Source organism: Rhodococcus sp. APC 3903 (assembly GCF_030407755.1).
GTDB classification, from domain to species: Bacteria; Actinomycetota; Actinomycetes; order Mycobacteriales; family Mycobacteriaceae; genus Rhodococcus_F; species Rhodococcus_F erythropolis.
The window spans coordinates 208,587-225,243 of record NZ_JASDCV010000011.1 but is presented as its reverse complement, the minus strand read 5'-3'; the positions used below and the strand labels follow the sequence as shown (position 1 = coordinate 225,243).

The window sequence follows — 16,657 nt, the reverse complement described above, 5'->3', positions numbered from 1 at the left end:
GTTGTGGATCAGGCCGGGTCGAGCACGAAGTCGTACGTGACCCGGTTGATTCCATCGGCACCCGGCTTCGGATCGAGAATCAGTTCGGGCTTCGTGGCAGTTGCCACGTCGTTCTCGATCCACTCACCGTCCTTGAAATAGAGCTGCGTAGTGATCGTGCGCTTACCGGGAGCCTTCACCATGAGGTGCAGGTGAGCCGGACGCCACGGGTGCCAACCGGCCTTCTCGATGAACCAACCGGTGGGTCCGTCGGTCGGGATCTGGTACGGCGCAGGCTGAATCGTGGTGATCTCGAAGCGCCCCTCATCATCGGCAACGATCGTTCCGCGGAGGTTACCGTCGGGGATGTGCGGCGCGAAATGGGAGTAGTAGCCCTCGTCATCCGCATGCCACAGCTCGACGGTGGCCCCATCCAACCCGTTGCCGTCGAGATCGCGAACCTGGCCCTCGAAGACCAGCTTCGATCCAACCTCGTTGTCACGCATCGGAAGTTCACACTTGGATGGCAACGTCTTGGCGTCGGCGACGTAGTAGGGGCCCTCGATGCTTCCCTTGGTGCCGTGCTGGCCGCGGTACGCAACCTCCTCGACGTTGTGCTCGAGGAAGACGTCCAGCCACAGGGGCCACTCGCCGAACTGGCCGATGTCGATGAGCCACTGCTTGAGGACGCGGTACTCGGGGTAAGTGATGCCGTGCTTGTCGATGACGCCGGCAAGTGCCTCGAGCACGTCCTTGGCGATGGCCGAGACGCGCTCGGGCGGGGTGTCCGCGCTGACTCGTTCCTGGAGGAACTTGTCGGTGGCGGCCGTGCCCGAACCTACTGCGGTGGGGCTCTCGGAAGTGGTCATGTGGTCCTCCTCGGGGCCGTATGTGGCTGTTACCGGGTGGGTGCCGTACTGCTGGGCTGAGTCGGCTTCCCAAGTCTGGTTGTACGCTCTGCGTACATCTGTTACGCTCTGCGTACGCCTGTACTGTGCGCCCAGTCACAGGGTTTGTCAACCTTCGAGGGCACTGATCAGGCATACCCGCAGATGAGAGGTCATTCCGTGAGCGAGAACGATCGCGATTACATCCAGAGCATCGAGCGTGGATTTGCTGTGCTGATGGCCTTCGACGAGAAGAACCCCAACCCGTCGCTCGCAGATCTTGCCGCCGAAACGGGGCTCTCCCGCCCCGCGGTCCGACGTATCCTCCTCACCCTGCAAAAACTCGGATACGTCACCGGCAACAACAGTCGGTGGTCGCTCACCCCGCGCGTCCTGAGCATCGGGCAACACTTCTCCGCATCACATGCCCTGACCGAGGCTGCCCTCCCCCGTCTACTGGAGATCGCAGAACACACCCACGAGTCCGCGTCACTCGGGGTCCTCGACGGCGTCGACGTGGTCTACGCCGCGCGTGTACCCGTACGCCGGATCATGAGCATCAACGTCAGCGTCGGTACCAGAGTGCCTGCATATGCGACCTCCATGGGCCGCGCCCTGCTAGCTTGGGCGCCAACCGAAATCGTCGACAAAGTCATCGCGAACTCCACGTTCGACGCCCTCACACCCACCACGATCACCGACGAAGGCGCATTCCACACCGCACTTCGAGTGGTGCGCGAGCAGGGTTATGCACTCACGTCCGAGGAACTGGAAGACGGCCTGATTTCCCTCGCCGCCCCCGTCCGCGACGCCGGCGGAAGCGTCGTCGGTGTGGCAGCGTGTTCTACCTCGGCCGGACGCACGACCCCGGAAGCCTTTCGCGCCGACGTCGCGCCTTTCCTCGTCGAGAAGGCGAATCAGCTCAGCGCGGACATGGGGTACCGGAGCTAACTTCTCAATACTTCGGAAGGCAACACACCGTACTTACGCCGAAAAGACGACGCGAATCGTCCGGTGTGCGTAAAACCCCATCTCACAGCGACATCGGTGACCGTCGTCGAGTCGTCGGCATCCACCAGATCTGCGTGGACCCGCTCGAGGCGGATGTCGAGCAGGCATTCCGATGGACTCCGGCCCACGTACTGCCGAAATCCCTCCTGCAATCTCCGTACGCTGACGCCCGCCACCTCGGCCATCTCTGCTGCGGTCCACACGCGGGCCGGGTCGTCGTGCATCTCGTCGAGCACCCGCTTGACGATGCGTGGCCTGGCGTGTCGCACCGCGTCCTCACTTTCGGGCATTGCAGCGAGGACGAATGCCGTGACCACGGCACCGGAGAGCTGAGCTGCCACCAGTTCGTTGTGCAGCACCCCGACCGGGCCGAGTATCTGATCCGACAGTGAGCGAACAAATTTCAGCCATCTGGCTCCGTCGTCTCCCCGAAGATCCACCTGATCAGGCAAGTGCATTCCGGGCCGGCCGAGTACCTTCTCCATCTCGCGGTCGAGGTACTGACGGTCCATCCGGACTCCGACAATTTCGCAGTCCGCGCTCCACCGCGTGATTCTTGTGGTGATGTCGGGCGGACACACCGTCGCAACGCCCTCCGTCGAGAGCACGTGCGAGCCCGCGAACACCGACTCGAGCTCGCCCGAGAGCGGGATGTTCACCCCGTAGGCACCGGGATGCTCGGATTCGACCGCGACGTCTGCTCCCCATCGAATATGAGCGATCCGCAGTGGACCCAACTCGGCGGTGCACACCCCGACTCCGCTGGCCGCGTGCCGTGACAACGGCGTGAGCGTGTGCGGAAAATAGGCGTCCGAAACCGCATCACACGCCTCGTCCCAGTCGCGGGGAGCTGTACCGATCTTGGAGTCGACCATCGTCCTTCTTCACCTTCCAAACCCGTGACCAGCCACATTGCCGAGCATGAGCGCTGAACATCATTGAACACTGTGTCCCCGGTCACTTCCAAGAGGAAACGGATACAGGCTTCGATCGGGTGCGCAATCCGGATAGACACCGCGCTGTACGGATCGACCGAACGCCGCGCTCGCCGTACGTTCGTCTTCACTCCCGGCGCGAGTCGTCCAGCACCTCCGCCTCCCGCACTTCGCGGCACCCTCACTCACCAGCCATCCGACAAGGAGGTCCGGTCATGGAACAAAATCAGCTTCGAGGCATCTTCGGCCAATTCGCCAGCGGCGTCACCGTCATCACCTGCACCAACGCCGACGGTCAGCCACACGGAGCCACCGTCACCGCATTCACGGCAATCTCGCTGGAACCACGCCTGTGCCAGATCACGATGACGCGAAAGTCCAAGGCGTGCGGCTACCTCGGCAACGCGCCGTTTGCCGTCAACATCCTTGCCGCCGACCAAGTGGACACGGCCATGCATTTTGCCGGCCGACCGCAGCGCACCGAACCGAAGTGGATCGACGGACCGACCGCTCCCCTGCTCGACGGCGCCGCAGCAACTATCTCGTGCGTCCCGTGGAAGGAGTACGACGGTGGTGACCACATCATCTTCATCGGTGAGATCGTCGATGCGCAGTCGAGTGGCAAGGATCCGCTTCTGTTCTACCGAAGCACTTTTCACGACCTAGGCGCCACCTCGTCGACCACAGTCTGGAACGGCAGTCAGGACGACCCCCACAGCGGATGGTTCGACGCCACCACTTCCTTCACCCCGATTCATCTTCAGCCCGCACCCCAAACGATCTGAAAGGCTTTGCCATGACGACCACCGAAATTCCTCCCACCGGCGTCGACCCCGCAGATTCCGGAGCGCCACAGGTCAATCCGGCCGCCGACAGCGAAGCCAACCGCACGAAGCACTTCGCCACCCGGCCGATGACGGGTGACGAGTACATCTCGAGCCTGCAGGACGGTCGCGAGATCTGGCTTCACGGTGATCGCGTCAAGGACGTCACGACGCACCCCGCGTTCCGGAATCCGATCCGCATGACCGCAAGGCTGTACGACGCTCTGCACACGGGCGAGCACGTGGACGCCTTGACCGTTCCGACGGACACGGGCAACGGCGGTGTCACCATGCCGTTCTTCCGCACTCCGACGTCCTCGGCTGATCTGCTCAAGGAACGCGACGCCATCGCGACGTGGGCACGTATGACCTACGGCTGGATGGGCCGCTCCCCCGACTACAAGGCAAGTTTCCTGGGAACCCTCCACGCCAACAAGGAGTTGTACGCACCGTTCCAGGACAACGCCGAGCGCTGGTACCGCGAATCGCAGGAGAAGGTTCTGTACTGGAACCACGCGATCATCAATCCCCCGGTGGATCGCCAACTTCCACCGGACGAAGTCGGCGACGTCTTCATGAAGGTGGAGAAGGAAACCGACGCCGGTTTGATCGTCAGCGGCGCCAAGGTGGTCGCCACCGGATCGGCGATCACGAACTACAACTTCATCGCTCACTACGGTCTGCCGATCAAGAAGAAGCAGTTCGCCTTGATCTGCACGGTACCGATGGACGCTCCGGGTGTGAAGCTGATCTGCCGCACCTCGTACACCGAACATGCTGCGGTGATGGGCAGTCCGTTCGATTACCCGCTGTCGAGCCGCATGGATGAGAACGACACCATCTTCGTCTTCGACAAGGTGTTGGTTCCATGGGAGAACGTCTTCATGTACGGCGACGTCGACCGGATCAACGCATTCTTCCCTCAATCGGGTTTCCTGCCGCGCTTCACCTTTCAGGGCTGCACTCGCCTGGCCGTCAAGCTCGACTTCATCGCCGGACTGTTGATGAAAGCACTCGAAGCCACCGGCGCTGGCGGCTTCCGCGGAGTTCAGACCCGTGTCGGCGAAGTGATCGGGTGGCGAAACCTCTTCTGGTCGTTGACCGAATCGATGGCACGCGATCCCGAACAGTGGGTCGGCGATTCGGTGATACCGAAGCTCGAGTACGGCCTCACCTATCGAATGTTCATGATCCAGGGGTACCCGCGGATCAAGGAGATCATCGAACAGGACGTCGCGTCGGGCCTGATCTACCTGCCCTCGAGTTCACTCGACTTCAAGAGCCCGGACGTGCGTCCGTACCTCGACAAGTACGTTCGTGGTTCGGACGGCATCACCGCCGTCGACCGCGTGAAAGTCATGAAGGCGCTGTGGGATTCGATCGGGACCGAGTTCGGCGGCCGACACGAACTCTACGAGCGCAACTACTCCGGCAACCACGAAAACGTCAAGGCGGAACTGCTGTTCGCAGCCCAGAATCGTGGACACGCAAGTTCCATGAAGGGACTGGCCGAGCAGTGCCTGAGTGAATACGACCTCGACGGCTGGACGGTTCCTGACCTTATCGGCAACGACGACGTCTCGTTCTTCAAGAACCGGTAGCTCACGCGGTACGAACACTGCACCCTTGGTCAGGACTAGGCAATTGCCTAGTCCTGACCTGAGACACACGATGTCAAGGTGAATCAGCTGGAGTACGCCCATGACGGATATGTTTCTCGATTCGAAACCCAGAAACTACTGTGCGAGTTGGGTTGCGGGTGGCAAGCGACGTGCAGGATCGAGGGTTCAGCGGGCAGTCGGGAGTTCGACGGCGCCGTTTTCGAGGAGAACGTGTGCGTCGATCATCTGACCGCCCCGTTCGACGTAACCCATCAGGTTCGCTCCGGACCCCCAGCCGAGCAGTCGCTGTACCTCTTCGGAAAGATCAAGCAGTTTTTCACGCGGGATTGACAGGTATTGGTTCTCTTCCTGACGTAAGCAGGCGAGGTCGAATGCCATCGTCAAGCCGGTCCGTGGCGCCTCGGACGAGTTGTTACCACCGCCGTGGTACGTAGAACCGGTCCACATGAGGGCAGCACCGGCCCGCATCACGGTCGGCGCCGCTTCGGCTTGTTTCGGGCCTCGTTGGTCGTCCCACCGATGGCTTCCGGGTATGACGAGGGTGCCGCCGTTTTCTGCTGTGAAATCGCTGACCGCCACCATGATCTGCAGTCGGCCCTCGCGTCCGTAGTCGGGGTGGCGCCACAGAAAGCTCGTGTCGTCTCGATGGAGACGCTGGGCACCCTGCCCTGGGTGGATTTCGATTGCCTGAGTGACACCGATCTGGATATCAGGCGTGATTTCGATCTGGTCGTCTCCGACCCAGACGGACAGGGGCACCTGAAGGATCTTCTTGGCGGCCCCGTAGTAGAGCGGGTGGAGCGCGATCTGGGGCATGAGGTCGATCCGACCGAACAGCCCTCCTGCTCTTCGCGTTTGGGTTCCGGCGAAGAATTCGTCTTCTCCGTAGCCGGTGCTTTCAAGGACGGGGCCAAGTTGGGCGCGCAGCTCGTCGAGCTGGGGGGTGTCGAGGAAATCTTCGACGATGACACCGCCGTCACGGTGGATCACGTCGACGATCTCGTCGACTGTTGTTGTCGAGGGCAGGGCGGTGAGGTGATTGGCCATGGTTGTCATTGATGTCTCCTTAGATTGCGGATTGAGGGTTGGCGGAGAGTGTTTCGATTTGGGCGAAGATGCCCTTGTCCCCGTGCCCGGCTGCGCATGCACGTTGCAAGTTGTCGAGATTCGCCGTCATCAGAGCGGCGCGTTGGCCTGCTCGCTGCATCGATTGTTGCCAGGCTTCTACTGCGGCTGCGTATACGTTCAAGGTTGCCTGATCGGTCTCGTACTCTCCAGATTCGAACGCTTTGAGTGCTTCGTGAAGGAGTTCGAGAAGTTTGTCGGTCCACAGGTGCAAACTGTGGCGCATCTCCGCGATCGCGACGTCCTCGGACCGCACGTACGCTGCTGCTTCGTGGAAGGCACCGAGCGCGACGTTGAAGAATGCGCCTGCCATGGCCGCGTCGATCACGTTGGCGGCACCGGGACGGGCTCCGACATATCGTGATTGGGCGGCGATGGGTGTCAGAAGGCTCTGGACGTCCTCCCACACGTCCTCGTCTCCGGAATAGTTGATCCCTGAACTTTCGGTTCCGATGTCCTCCGGGTATGCAGCTATGGCTCCGTCGAGGTACCGAGCGCCTCGCCCTGCGATCCACTCGGCGAACTGGTTCGCTTCCTCCGGCGTACCGGTTGCGGTGTTGACGATGATTTTTCCGGCAATCGAATCTGCTTCTGTAACGACATCTTTGGCGATCTCGTAGTTCAGGAGACTGATGACGATTAGCGGGCTGGCCGCAATCGCAGATTGTGGAGATTCGGCGACTGTAGCTCCAGCCGCAGCGAGGGGTAACGCTCTGTCGGCGGTTCGATTCCACACCGTCACCTTTGTCCCGCTACGTATGAGCGCCTGAGCGAGAGCTGTTCCCATCAAGCCGGTGCCGAGTATTGATACGTCCATGTTGTTCATCCTTTGCCTGTCGTCAGTGCATGGAAGTCGGACTTGCGGAATAGCCTGGTGCGCAACCAGTATTCGATTGTGCTGGCCGGCCACAGGGTGTCGATTCGACCGTCAGCGGATTGATACCAGCTGTCGCAGCCACCCGATGCCCATACAGTTCGGCGCATGCGTTCTTGGGTGGCGGCGTAGCTGCCTGTCTGGACGGTGCGATCGAGTTCGAGGGCAGAGATACTCTTTCGGCGCATGTACTGCACTGCCGAAGCGATGTATCTGGCTTGTGCTTCGATCATGAAGATGATCGAGTTGTGACCGAGACCGGTATTCGGGCCGTTGAGGAACCACAGGTTCGGGAACGCGGCGGATGCAAGCCCGAGCTTTGTTGCGGCGCCCTCGCGCCAACTGTCGGAGAGTTCGACTCCTTCGCGGCCGAATACTTTCATCGGTGCCAGGAAGCTGGTTGCCTGGAATCCCGTCGCGAAGATCAGGGTGTCGACTTCGTGTTCCGCTCCCTCTGAGTCAATGATCGAATGCGGGCGGATCTCGGAAACCCCCGAGGTGTTCAAGTGCACATTTTCCCGTTGCAGCGCGGGGTACCAGTCGTCGGATATCAAGCGACGTTTACAGCCAGGATCGTAATCTGGGGTGACCTTCTGCCTCAAGTCCGAATCCGGCACTTGCTGTTGAAGATTGGCGAGCGCCTGGGATCGGTACTGTTCGACGAGTTTGCGATTTCCGAGGAAGGCGCTGGCGAGCTTTTCGAATGCCCAGTAGGTCCGCCATCGCAGCCACCGTTGACGATAAGGACGCCGTGAGAATCTTTCGCGGGTGGCGGGCGACAGCTCGGCATCACCACGTGGCATGACCCAGTTGGGTGATCGCTGAAACACATGCAGGGTCTCGGTGTGCGGGGCGATTTCGGGGACGAACTGGATCGCACTGGCGCCGGAACCTATCACCGCGACACGCCTTCCCGACATGTCGAGGTCATGTCGCCACTTGGCGGAGTGGAATGCGGCACCCTCGAATGATTCCAGTCCGGGTAGCTGCGGGATGTACGGATTACTCAAGCCCCCTGAGCCGTTGACGACAACGGCCGCCGTCACTGATTCGCCGTATGCGAACTGGATGTTCCACCGGAGCCGGTCCTCGTCGAACCGCATTTCGGAGACCTCGACACCGAAGCGGATGTGCGGCAGCAAATCATACTGCGCAGCAACAGATCTGAGATAGTCGAGCAGTTCCGACCATGGCGGGAAGATACGGGTCCAGTTCGGGTTCTGAGCGAAGGAGTAGGAATACAACACGCTGGGCACATCGCAGGCTGCCCCTGGGTATGTGTTGTCGCGCCAGGTTCCGCCGACATCGTCGGCGCGTTCGTACAGGACGAAGTCGTCGATGCCCTTCTTCTTCAGTTCGATCGCCATGCACAGCCCGGAAAACCCGGTTCCGATGATCGCGATGTGGCCGTCGTTGACCCGTGATGACATGTGCTGTGCCTTTGTTCAGAGATGGATCCACGTCGACTTCGTCGACGTGAATTTGTCGAGTGCATGGATGCTCTTGTCCACACTGTGGCCTGAGAGTTTGCGACCGCCGAAGGGGACGGAGAGATCCCCTTCCTCGTAGCAGTTCACCCAGACAAGACCTGCGTCGATTTCGCGCGTGAGCCGATGGGCTCGTGTGAGATTCGACGTCCACACCCCCGCTCCGAGACCGAACGGTGTGGCGTTAGCCAACCTGACGGCGTCAGCGTCGTCAGTGAAACGGGTGACTGCGAGGATCGGTCCGAAAACTTCTTCGCGGAACAGGCGGTGCTCGGCCTGAACATCGGTGAACACGATCGGATCCAGGTACGCCCCCGAACCTGCTCGTTCCTGCAGCGAACCGTGGGCGAGCGTTGCGCCTTCTGTGTGAGCAGTTCTCGCGTGTTCGAGGACGTCCGCGCGATGCGCCCGACTCGCGACGGGCCCGATGTGGGTATCGGGATCGAAAGGGTCACCGACAGTGCAGCGCTTGATTTCCGAAACGACCTCGGCGACGAATTGATCCGCGATCGTTTCCTCGACCAACAAGCGAGCACCTGCAGTGCACATCTGTCCGGCGTTGAAGGTAATTGCCCACGCCACGGTGCGCGCTGCAACGGCGAGGTCCGGAGCATCGGCGAATACCAACTGTGGGCTCTTGCCGCCGAGTTCGAGATGCACGGGTTTCGCATTCGACTCACCCGCGTAGATCAGCAGCTGTTTGCCGACGTCCGGTGATCCGGTGAAGGTGAGACAGTCGACGCCGTTGTGGCGAGCAAGGGCAGCTCCGGCCTGTCCACCGCTACCTGTGACAACTTGCAGCACGCCGTCGGGAAGTCCTGCAGCCGAACCCAGCTGAGCCAAGCGAAGCAAGGACAACGGTGACTGTGTAGCGGGCTTGATGACCATGCTGTTGCCTGCAAGCAACGCAGGGGCGATTTTCCAACTACTGAGAGTGAGTGGGAAGTTCCATGGGGTGATCGCCGCGACCACCCCCACCGGCTCACGGCTCACCAACGCGACCGCATCGATCAGGCCGCGTGGCGACTCGTCGTAGAGTTTGTCAGCCAGTTCTCCATACCAGCGGAAGGTGTTCTCGACGGCGCGCAGCTCGATATCACGTGCCATCTGGATCGGCTTACCCATCTCGAGTGTGATGAGCGCAGCGAGTTCGTCGCGGTGCTCGTAGACGAGCTCTGCCCACCGCTGCAGTACCGCACCACGCTCGCGCGCACTGATCCTCGCCCACCGGCCATCGAGAAACGCCGCGCGAGCACCTTCGACGGCTCTGTCGACGTCGGCGTGAGTGGCCAGCGGGACACTGGTTACGACGGTGTCGTCATGCGGGGACAAGACATGGTGGCGCTCACTCCCGTCACCGTTGAACCATTGACCGTTCAGCCACATAGCCGATGGTGCTTCGATTGACGTCGCGAATCGTGTCCATTCCTCGCGGGTGTTCATGTGCGTTCCGTTTCCGAGTAGAGGGTCGGCATTTTTTCCGTTTCTGGGAGGAGCGGCTTGCCGGCATGAATCGGTGGGACGCGGCCTGCCCATGGGACGGCTTCCTCGAGTTGCGCGGCCACGGCAAGCAACAGATCGTCACGGCCGGGAGCTGCGGCGAGCTGCACTCCGATCGGCAGTCCGTCACACATTCCTGTGGGGATGGAGATAGCCGGTTGGCCCGTGACGTTGTAGATGGCAGTAAAGGGCGAGTACTTCGCCAAGGTGTCCACCCACTCGCCGGCGGTGATACCCCGCCGGTTGGAGTCGAGTTCGCCGACGTGCCAGGCGGTCGTCGGTGTGGTGGGCGTGAGAGTGAGGTCGAAGAATTCGAAGAAGCTCGCCGTGCCACGGGTCAGGTGATTCTGGTAGCGGCGGGCGCGGGCGATGTCCGCCCATTCCACGGTGAATCCGTGACGAACCATGGCGGCAGTCGAGCTCTCCAGCGAGGAGTACATGTCCTCGATGGCGCGTACTCCGGTCAGTGCGCGCATGGACTCTGCGATCGACGCAGACCAGAAAGTGAGATTGAGATCCCGAAACAGTTCGGGGTCAACATCTGGTGCCGCAATCTCGACGTGGCCGCCGAACTGTTCGAGCAAGCGCGCGATGCGCATCACCTCGGCTGTCACGGCGGGGTCCGCAGCGTGACGACTGCCAGGTGATTCGGTCGACACAGCGATCCGGAGGCCTTTCGGTCGCCGGCCGACTGCTCGGCTGTAGTGGCCGGGGCTTCGACGCGGCTGAAAGTACCGGTCCCCCGGTGCGCTGCCGTGCACTACGTCCATCAACGCGGCGGCGTCGCGAACTGTCCGGGTGACCGCGAACTCAGTCGTGAGGCCGAAGAGCGGTTCATCCGAATCCGGGCCGGGTGGAACGAGCCCGCGGGTCGGTTTGAGTCCCACCACCCCGCACAGTGCGGCAGGGATTCTTATGGATCCGCCGGCGTCGTTGGCGTGCGCCCACGGCAAGGCCCCGGCGGCAACGAGCGCCGCGGAGCCACCGCTGGATCCACCGGCGACCCGCTGTGGGTTCCAGGGGTTGCGGGTAGGACCGTTCACTGCCGATTCCGTCGTTGCGCTGAATCCGAATTCTGGTGTGGCAGTGCGACAGGTCACGGACAGTCCGGCAGCGCGCCACCTAGCCATCAGATCGGAGTCACGTGTGGCGATATAGCCTGCGGTTGCTGCGCTACCGTTCTCGTTCGCTATCCCCGCCGCAGTGCACAGGAGATCTTTGAGCGCGAACGGAACTCCGCTGAAAGGACCGGATGTGGAATACGTCGGTGGTGGGTCGAGTGGAGGACCGACGGTGGCACCGAGGTGCGTGTCGACGTGGGAGATTGCAGCTAGTGCGGCTTCGCGCACTTCAGCAGGGGTTACTTCTTTCCGGTCGAGTCGACATTTCAGATCCGTGGCGTCCATGTCCGAGTATTCATGCAACTCCATCGAGCACTTCCTTTCGCGCGAGAGCGACCTGGACCAACCAAGCGAAGACGGGGTCCTTCCGGCGCCATTCCGGATGCCATTGGACGCCGACGATCGGTCTCCCGCGCATCTCCACCGCTTCGACGACACCGTCCGGAGCCCACCCGCTGGGAGTGAGGCCCGGGCCGAGCCGGTCCACTGCTTGGTGGTGCAAGGAGTTGACCTCTACGTGTGCGCCGTATATCTCGAACACCGTCGAATCAGTGGCGATCCGTACGGGGTGGGTCTCCTCGGCTATGCCCAGTCCTGGTGACTTGTGGTTGATGTCTATGGTCGGAAGATCAGGCACGAGCGTGCCTCCCAATGCCACATTCAGCATCTGCATCCCGCGACAGACACCCAGCAGTGGAGTACCGAGTTCTACTGCACCCGATATTAATTCGATCTCATACGCATCTCGACGCGGGTCACTATCCGGGTCGGTGGGCGCGGCGTCGATACCCAGTGTTTCGGGGTGAACATCCTGCCCACCAGAGATGACTATTCCGTCGAGCCGCTCAATCAGGTCGATTCCGCTTGCCTCATAGGGAATTTGGACGACCAGGGCGCCTTCGGACGACAGCCGGGTGGGAAAATCGGAGTAGTGCATGTCGAACTCGAGATGGCGGTACCGAGGTTCGACGGCCAGGCGTTCCGCGCTCGAGCGCCGACCGGTCACTCCGATCAATGGGCGACGCGCACGCTCAGGCGAATTCGACGACGACACGATTCACCCCTCCTTCACGAAGCGCTGCGATTCCTGTGTTGATCTCGCCGAAGGGGACTCGCAACGAGATCATCTCGTCGAGTTCGAGTCGGCCCTGGACGTACAGCTCGGCCAATCGCGGAATATCGGTCGGGAATTGGTTCGACCCGAGGAGGGAGCCTTGCAATCGCTTCTCCTGGAAAAACAATTCCGACGCTGTGATCCGCAGCGGCTCGTCATCAGGAACCATGCCGAGGACCGTGGCCACTCCGCCGGGAGCGAGCATCGAGAATGCCTGCTCGACAGTGACTCTGCGGCCGATCGCCTCGAATGAGTAGTCCACCCCACCCGGACACAACGCGCGTACGGCGTCGACTGGTTCGATCTCAGCCGCGTTCACTGACGCAGTCGCCCCGACTCGAAGAGCCTGATCGATACTTCGCTGGTCCACATCGATCGCGATGATCCGGGCCGCGCCGGCTAGCCGGGCGCCCTGAATTACCGAAAGCCCCACGCCTCCACAACCGATGACGGCAACCGACGACCCTGGTTCGATGCGAGCACTGTGCCAGACCGCCCCGACGCCGGTGATGGTGGCGCACCCGAGCAAACTCGCGCGATCGAGAGGTACCGAATCGTCGACGCGGACGACGCTGTTCTCGTGCACGAGCATCTGTTCGGCGAATCCACCGATGCCACCCATTCGTCCCACTGCGCGCCCGGCCTTGGTCGTCAACGCCGGCTGGGGCCGCGAGCGGAGGCGGGAATGATTGGAGCAGAGGGTGAGTCGACCTGCAATGCAGTATCGGCATCGGCCACAAAAAGCTGTCATGCACGTCACGACGTGGTCGCCAGGCGCTACAGCCGTGACGTCTGACCCAACCGATTCGACGATGCCCGATGCCTCGTGACCGAGCACCTCCGGAAGTTCTGTTCGCCAGAGCGCGTCCACGTAGTGCAGATCGGTATGACACAGCCCGACGGCTGCTGTACGTATGCGAACTTCTCGAGGTCCGGCCACGTCGATGTCGAGTTCTTCGAACTCGAGCCGACCAGGGGCAGCGTTCAGTATTGCTGCTTTCATCTTCAGACCTGTCCTCGTTGTCAGACGTGCTCGAAGTAGCGTTCGAGCTCCCAGTCGGAGACTCCTGCGGCCGGGTCTCCCCCAGTGGTGAAGAACTGCAACCATTCCCACCGGCGCGTGCCGATCCAGTACTCCACCAGCTCTCGCCCCAAAACCTCCGTCAGGTTTACATCGCCACTCAATTCCGCGATCGCTCGAGAGAGGCTGGCTGGCAACTTCGGGGTTCCCGGCGGCAATCCCCAGGCCATGACGGTGCATTCGAGGCCAGGATCGCTGTGATCGCGCAGACCGATCAGACCGCCGGCAAGGAACGATGCCATCGACAGATAGATGTTCACGTCCGCCGACGGGACGCGATACTCGACACGAGAGAGCTTCTCGGTCGTGCAGACGGCTCGAACGGCCGCACTCTTGTTGTCAACACCCCACGTGACGGTGGTGGGAGGTCCGTCGAATTCTGCGATTCTGCGGTATGAGTTCACGGTCGGATACTGGAAAGAACTGGCCGCCGCCATTGTGTCGAGGACGCCACCGATGAAGTTCCGCATCGTCTCCGACGGGCGCGAGGGCTCAACTTCATCGAAGAAGGCGTTCCGTCCGTCCTGTTGAAGCGAAAGGTTGATGTGAGCGCCCTGCCCGAACTGGTCCGGCGACCACCGAGCCATGAAGGTGATGGTGCGACCGTGCTCGTAGGCGACTTCCCGCATGATCTGCTTCGTTCGTACGTACCAGTCCGCTGCGGTGAGAATGTCGGTCGGTGGGAGATTTACTTCGATTTGGCCGTGCGCGGACTCGTCTGCCCAGCCTTCCCAAGGGATTCCGGCCCGTTCGATGCGGTCAGCTATTGCGTCCATGAGCGTCGTGTAGTCCCGTGATCTGCTCAACAGGTAGATCGCGCCCTGGGTACCGCCGAGTGGATGCAGGTTCGTGAAACGCTGTTCGCGGGCCTGCTCGATCGACTCTTCGAACACCGTGGCCTCGATCTCCACGGCCGCCTTACCTGTAAATCCAAGCTCGGCAAGCTCTTTGACCACACGTGCGAGCGTGGATCGCGAACACACCGGAAGCGGTGCCCCGTGTTGATCGACCAGATCACACATCACCGTGGCGAGACCTGGTAGTGATGCGTCGGTTGACAGAGTCGTAAGGTCGGGACGAAGGAAGACGTCGTGCATCTCACCGCGCCAATCACCGAAATCGAATCCGAGCTGAGCGGTGTTCCCGAGATCGACTGCGAGGGCGATATCAGCGAATCCCCAGCCCGATTGCGCTCCGGACTCAAACTTTTTGGGTGACAGATGTTTTCCGACCAAGGCACCATCCAACGTCACGGTTTGTGCGCGAATCGTGCGAACGGAATTGTTGCCGATCCATTCACCGAGGTTCGTCGTGTCAGACATGGAGGACCGCCTTCATTGATGCTCCCGCGACGACCGACAATTGTCGGTTCGTGCCTTTGATGTAGAACTTCCCTGCGCGCAGGGAATAGACGAACAACTCGAAACCCGCTAGCAGTCGACGTAGATCCATCTCGAGCCCGTGAATTTCATACACATCCGTTGTCGGCCCCACGTGCACGGCTGCGTCCGTGTCGAGAGCAGCCAATGACAATCCGGGCATTCCAGGCAGGCCCGAAGCTTTCTCCCAGAATTCACACGCTGCGATGTCCAGCGTCGGTGGCTCTGGTTCGATAAGAGGGGTTAACGCGGCAACATTCGCAGTGCCCGCCAGTGGCTCGTCCTCGGATATCGCCAGTTCGTCGACGCTGATTCCGACAACAGGAACTGTCGACCCCTCGGGGCTACTGACGTGCACGCCGGTTGCTGTTCGAGTCAATCGCGCGCTTTGCGGATCACTGGTCGACTGCAGGTCGACCTCGGGGGGCATTGCCTCGAGAGCTTTCCTGCCTGAGTCGGAATCGAGAGCAACGCGCAGGCGGGTCACGACAGCTCGTACCAACGGGGGTGGGTCGAACTCCATCGTGACGGCGACGTCGGGCGCACACCGGGTGTGGGATTCATCGGGTCGCGGTGGATCTGTATCCACCCGCTCTCGGATGTCGGTCATGGGGTGGTCCCTCCAGTTTCGGGGCATGGGGCAAGCGATTTGGTTGCGCGTCAGAGAGACGCGGTTTTGTGCGATGTCGCAGCTCTCGCCCTGGTGTGATCTGCCAAGCGCTATAGTCGAGCAATGAAGTCAGTCACATGACTAACTCATGTGACTGAGATTATGGCGGATCGGAGCTAGCGTCAATAGGCAAACTGCAAGAGATCCCGAAGAGCGGCAACGACGCACCCGGAACGCACCGGGCAGATATAAGGAACGACCAGGGTGTCACGCACGCTGAGTGACATCGATACGCTCGACCCCTGGAGTCCCACGGCAACGAGAAGGTGAACGGTAAAGCGAATGGCGTATCTGACAGCATCCGAGCGGCGGACTGCGATCGTCAAGGCCGCCGCCCGAGTCATCATTCGCGACGGACTGGCCGCGGCGACCACCCGCCGCATCGCCGACGAAGCCGGAGTCAACCTCGCTGCGTTGCACTACAGTTTCGACGGCAAAGGAGAGATCTATACCGCCGTGGACGACATGTTTCGTGCCACCACAGTGGGATCACGCCTGGTACCGACAACTGGCTGGACACGTCAAGAGATCATCCGTTCATTGCTCGAACGCTTCCAAGATCTTCTCCACGCCGATCGGGACGTCCCGATCGCCCAATACGAGCTGCTGCTGTGGGCGCTGCGCAATCCGGACAAGGCCGAACTCGCCAGAGCCAGCTACACGACGTACATATCCGCCTTCGCCGATGAGCTTCGGCACGCAACCGACATCGCCGGCAGCGACGCCACACTGCTCGCCCGCTACACGATCGGCGCAATCGACGGAATCTACATGCAAAATCTCGCAACCGGCGCGACCGGAGTGAGCGCACCCGAACTCGACGCCATCTCGTCCGCAATCGTCGGCATCATCGATTCGATCCACCCGCCCCACTAGAGTTTTCCCGTTTCCCGCCCGGCGTTGCAATCGACAGCGCCGGGCCGCAGTCGTGCCCGTCATCATCCGAATCCCGCAGCTGCATTCAAGGAATTTCCCGGAACTCATTGACGAACAGCAAGGGCGAAGCTAATCTCAGTCGATCGACTCAGTCATGTGACTGACATCACCA

15 protein-coding genes are annotated in these 16,657 nt (G+C 61.3%); 4 read left to right on the top strand and 11 right to left on the bottom strand.

Annotated features, from left to right (window positions below):
* Nucleotides 1-8: 8 nt before the first annotated feature.
* Nucleotides 9-848: a catechol 1,2-dioxygenase gene (gene catA, locus QMA15_RS17865; RefSeq protein WP_069145470.1), complete on the bottom strand. Its 840-nt coding sequence runs from the start codon at nucleotides 846-848 to the stop codon at nucleotides 9-11.
* A gap of 198 nt (nucleotides 849-1,046) precedes the next feature.
* Here catA and QMA15_RS17860 point away from each other — a divergent pair, with 198 nt between their 5' ends.
* Nucleotides 1,047-1,817, top strand: coding sequence for an IclR family transcriptional regulator (locus tag QMA15_RS17860; RefSeq protein WP_029537119.1), 771 nt, complete (start codon nucleotides 1,047-1,049; stop codon nucleotides 1,815-1,817).
* Here the strand turns inward: QMA15_RS17860 and QMA15_RS17855 are convergent.
* Nucleotides 1,814-2,752, bottom strand: a complete 939-nt coding sequence (locus QMA15_RS17855) for an AraC family transcriptional regulator (protein WP_047889028.1) — start codon at nucleotides 2,750-2,752, stop codon at nucleotides 1,814-1,816. The two genes, QMA15_RS17860 and QMA15_RS17855, sit on opposite strands and share 4 nt — an antisense overlap.
* A gap of 275 nt (nucleotides 2,753-3,027) precedes the next feature.
* On the opposite strand from QMA15_RS17855, the gene QMA15_RS17850 reads away from it, so the two are divergent.
* Nucleotides 3,028-3,597 carry a flavin reductase family protein gene (locus tag QMA15_RS17850; RefSeq protein ID WP_019745631.1) on the top strand — a complete coding sequence of 190 codons (570 nt, stop codon included), beginning with the start codon at nucleotides 3,028-3,030 and terminating at the stop codon, nucleotides 3,595-3,597.
* Nucleotides 3,598-3,608: 11 nt separating this feature from the next.
* Nucleotides 3,609-5,237: a 4-hydroxyphenylacetate 3-hydroxylase N-terminal domain-containing protein gene (locus tag QMA15_RS17845; RefSeq protein WP_097386756.1), complete on the top strand. Its 1,629-nt coding sequence runs from the start codon at nucleotides 3,609-3,611 to the stop codon at nucleotides 5,235-5,237.
* Nucleotides 5,238-5,423: 186 nt separating this feature from the next.
* Here QMA15_RS17845 and QMA15_RS17840 read toward each other — a convergent pair whose 3' ends face one another.
* From QMA15_RS17840 to QMA15_RS17800, 9 genes are read right to left on the bottom strand one after another with little or no spacing between them, the layout of a single operon-like run.
* Nucleotides 5,424-6,314 carry a phytanoyl-CoA dioxygenase family protein gene (locus QMA15_RS17840; RefSeq protein WP_279163497.1) on the bottom strand — a complete coding sequence of 297 codons (891 nt, stop codon included), beginning with the start codon at nucleotides 6,312-6,314 and terminating at the stop codon, nucleotides 5,424-5,426.
* A 10-nt stretch (nucleotides 6,315-6,324) separates the two neighbouring features.
* Nucleotides 6,325-7,200 (bottom strand): NAD(P)-binding domain-containing protein, encoded by an 876-nt coding sequence (locus QMA15_RS17835; RefSeq protein WP_020971038.1) that lies wholly within the window; start codon nucleotides 7,198-7,200, stop codon nucleotides 6,325-6,327.
* Nucleotides 7,201-7,205: 5 nt separating this feature from the next.
* On the bottom strand, nucleotides 7,206-8,687 hold the full coding sequence (locus tag QMA15_RS17830; protein WP_279163496.1) for an NAD(P)/FAD-dependent oxidoreductase: 1,482 nt from the start codon (nucleotides 8,685-8,687) through the stop codon (nucleotides 7,206-7,208).
* A 15-nt stretch (nucleotides 8,688-8,702) separates the two neighbouring features.
* On the bottom strand, nucleotides 8,703-10,187 hold the full coding sequence (locus QMA15_RS17825; RefSeq protein WP_279163495.1) for an aldehyde dehydrogenase family protein: 1,485 nt from the start codon (nucleotides 10,185-10,187) through the stop codon (nucleotides 8,703-8,705).
* A complete protein-coding gene (locus tag QMA15_RS17820) occupies nucleotides 10,184-11,674 on the bottom strand; it encodes an amidase family protein (protein ID WP_230091019.1) in 1,491 nt (496 codons plus the stop codon). Before QMA15_RS17820 ends, QMA15_RS17825 begins: the two co-directional genes overlap by 4 nt.
* Complete coding sequence (locus QMA15_RS17815; RefSeq protein ID WP_029256441.1) at nucleotides 11,661-12,419, bottom strand: gamma-glutamyl-gamma-aminobutyrate hydrolase family protein; 759 nt, start codon at nucleotides 12,417-12,419, stop codon at nucleotides 11,661-11,663. Before QMA15_RS17815 ends, QMA15_RS17820 begins: the two co-directional genes overlap by 14 nt.
* On the bottom strand, nucleotides 12,397-13,482 hold the full coding sequence (locus QMA15_RS17810; RefSeq protein ID WP_019745639.1) for a Zn-dependent alcohol dehydrogenase: 1,086 nt from the start codon (nucleotides 13,480-13,482) through the stop codon (nucleotides 12,397-12,399). Before QMA15_RS17810 ends, QMA15_RS17815 begins: the two co-directional genes overlap by 23 nt.
* Before the next feature lie 20 nt (nucleotides 13,483-13,502).
* Nucleotides 13,503-14,882, bottom strand: a complete 1,380-nt coding sequence (locus QMA15_RS17805; protein ID WP_019745640.1) for a glutamine synthetase family protein — start codon at nucleotides 14,880-14,882, stop codon at nucleotides 13,503-13,505.
* Nucleotides 14,875-15,549, bottom strand: coding sequence for a hypothetical protein (locus tag QMA15_RS17800; protein ID WP_290285601.1), 675 nt, complete (start codon nucleotides 15,547-15,549; stop codon nucleotides 14,875-14,877). The genes QMA15_RS17805 and QMA15_RS17800 overlap by 8 nt, the downstream gene beginning before the upstream one ends.
* A gap of 342 nt (nucleotides 15,550-15,891) precedes the next feature.
* Here QMA15_RS17800 and QMA15_RS17795 point away from each other — a divergent pair, with 342 nt between their 5' ends.
* Nucleotides 15,892-16,485 carry a TetR family transcriptional regulator gene (locus QMA15_RS17795; protein ID WP_019745642.1) on the top strand — a complete coding sequence of 198 codons (594 nt, stop codon included), beginning with the start codon at nucleotides 15,892-15,894 and terminating at the stop codon, nucleotides 16,483-16,485.
* Nucleotides 16,486-16,657: the final 172 nt, after the last annotated feature.

Coding starts and splice junctions, on each gene's coding strand:
- QMA15_RS17805 (WP_019745640.1), bottom strand. CDS start 14,882: ATGTCTGACACGACGAACCTCGGTGAATGGATCGGCAACAATTCCGTT.
- QMA15_RS17800 (WP_290285601.1), bottom strand. CDS start 15,549: ATGACCGACATCCGAGAGCGGGTGGATACAGATCCACCGCGACCCGAT.
- QMA15_RS17855 (WP_047889028.1), bottom strand. CDS start 2,752: ATGGTCGACTCCAAGATCGGTACAGCTCCCCGCGACTGGGACGAGGCG.
- QMA15_RS17845 (WP_097386756.1), top strand. CDS start 3,609: ATGACGACCACCGAAATTCCTCCCACCGGCGTCGACCCCGCAGATTCC.
- QMA15_RS17835 (WP_020971038.1), bottom strand. CDS start 7,200: ATGGACGTATCAATACTCGGCACCGGCTTGATGGGAACAGCTCTCGCT.
- catA (WP_069145470.1), bottom strand. CDS start 848: ATGACCACTTCCGAGAGCCCCACCGCAGTAGGTTCGGGCACGGCCGCC.
- QMA15_RS17840 (WP_279163497.1), bottom strand. CDS start 6,314: ATGACAACCATGGCCAATCACCTCACCGCCCTGCCCTCGACAACAACA.
- QMA15_RS17810 (WP_019745639.1), bottom strand. CDS start 13,482: ATGAAAGCAGCAATACTGAACGCTGCCCCTGGTCGGCTCGAGTTCGAA.
- QMA15_RS17825 (WP_279163495.1), bottom strand. CDS start 10,187: ATGAACACCCGCGAGGAATGGACACGATTCGCGACGTCAATCGAAGCA.
- QMA15_RS17850 (WP_019745631.1), top strand. CDS start 3,028: ATGGAACAAAATCAGCTTCGAGGCATCTTCGGCCAATTCGCCAGCGGC.
- QMA15_RS17820 (WP_230091019.1), bottom strand. CDS start 11,674: ATGGAGTTGCATGAATACTCGGACATGGACGCCACGGATCTGAAATGT.
- QMA15_RS17795 (WP_019745642.1), top strand. CDS start 15,892: ATGGCGTATCTGACAGCATCCGAGCGGCGGACTGCGATCGTCAAGGCC.
- QMA15_RS17830 (WP_279163496.1), bottom strand. CDS start 8,687: ATGTCATCACGGGTCAACGACGGCCACATCGCGATCATCGGAACCGGG.